General features: G+C 44.5%; 2 protein-coding genes and 2 pseudogenes. All 4 read left to right on the top strand.

The window, feature by feature from the left end:
• Positions 1–236: pseudogene (locus A3762_RS28035) on the top strand (hypothetical protein); the annotation flags it as partial.
• Positions 236–586, top strand: coding sequence for a hypothetical protein (locus tag A3762_RS24480; RefSeq protein ID WP_068473226.1), 351 nt, complete (start codon positions 236–238; stop codon positions 584–586). The pseudogene A3762_RS28035 and the gene A3762_RS24480, both read left to right, overlap by 1 nt.
• Positions 583–795, top strand: coding sequence for a DUF1653 domain-containing protein (locus A3762_RS24475; RefSeq protein ID WP_068473223.1), 213 nt, complete (start codon positions 583–585; stop codon positions 793–795). The genes A3762_RS24480 and A3762_RS24475 overlap by 4 nt, the downstream gene beginning before the upstream one ends.
• 140 nt (positions 796–935) lie before the next feature.
• Positions 936–1,225, top strand: a pseudogene (locus tag A3762_RS28560) (hypothetical protein); the annotation flags it as partial.

Raw genomic sequence — 1,225 nt, 5'->3', positions numbered from 1 at the left:
GTTTGGATCTGATTCAGGAAGACTTGGACGCGCTTGATTGGCTGCCGAGTTCATGTGCATATCGTATGGTATCAGAAGGTCGTGGTTTGGCGTCTTGGCACCCTCTAGTAAGTGGTGATGCTGATTCGGTGCATAAAAAAGGGATGTCAGCGCTTGGTCGAGTGGTGTCGGAAGATACTGTTGCGGAAGAAGAGCTTGAACTGTACATTATTGAAGAATTCTCTACGGAAAAATAGTGTTGATTGATTTACCTTCTTACATTGTAGCCTGGCTTGTTTATTTGCTCTCAAGTGTTGGTTTGCTGATTGTTGTTTGGCGTATGACACGAAATTGGACATGGCGTCGCACGCGTCGCGTTACTCGAATTGTTATCGCAGTAACCCTTTTAACGCCCATGAATATCATCGCAAATGGTTTATGGCTTGCGCCGGCCTTTTTAGTTGCTGCCTATGCGCTGGCTCAAAATCAATTGGATATTGTTCAACAATCGTTTTCGGTCATGGGGGCGGCGGTTGGTTTTATGGTGCTGATGGTGCTGTTAGAGTCTGTCGCGCGACGCTTATTAGGTATGAGGTACGGTGAATGATTCGTCCGGGAATTTATGAGCATTACAAAGGCCAACGCTACGAAGTCATTGGTTTGGCTCGACACTCAGAAACAGAAGAAGAGCTTGTTGTATACCGAGCTTTATATGGGGAGCATGGATTATGGGTGCGACCTTATGCAATGTTTGCTGAGGATGTCGAGTTAGACGGAGTACGTCGACCTCGCTTTCAATACCTTACTCAAAAGTAATTATAATCTGTTCATAAAAGTCTGAATACTTTAGTCTTTACTTGTGCTTACGCGTTGTTCTTATAGTATTTTCTGCTATACCTAAAGTTATTTCCTGAATTTTATTTTTGACTCCGCGAGGAGCAGTTAGGGTGGCTTTAATGTTTTTTTTGCGTCTGCGAAAAGTGCGTCAATACGCAGCAGTAGCGTTTTCCAGTCTCTTAATTCTTTCTTCGGGGTATGCGTTTGCTGACTCAAGCGTGCAGCCGGATGTTCGATTAATTATCGATATATCTGGCAGTATGAAGAAAAATGATCCGAAAAATCTTCGTGTTCCTGCCGTCAACTTGCTTACTGAATTGGTTCCTGAGGGGAGTCAGGCAGGTGTTTGGACCTTTGGTCAGTGGGTCAACAATCTCGTGAAATACCAGGCTGTGGATGCTGATTGGCG

Source organism: Oleiphilus sp. HI0125 (genome assembly GCF_001635355.1).
Note: the sequence above shows the minus strand (reverse complement) of the source record. Positions and strands in the feature narration are given on the sequence as shown.

Bases quoted from the DNA above. Each gene is read 5' to 3' on its own strand.
- A3762_RS24475 (WP_068473223.1), top strand. From the start codon at position 583: ATGATTCGTCCGGGAATTTATGAGCATTACAAAGGCCAACGCTACGAA.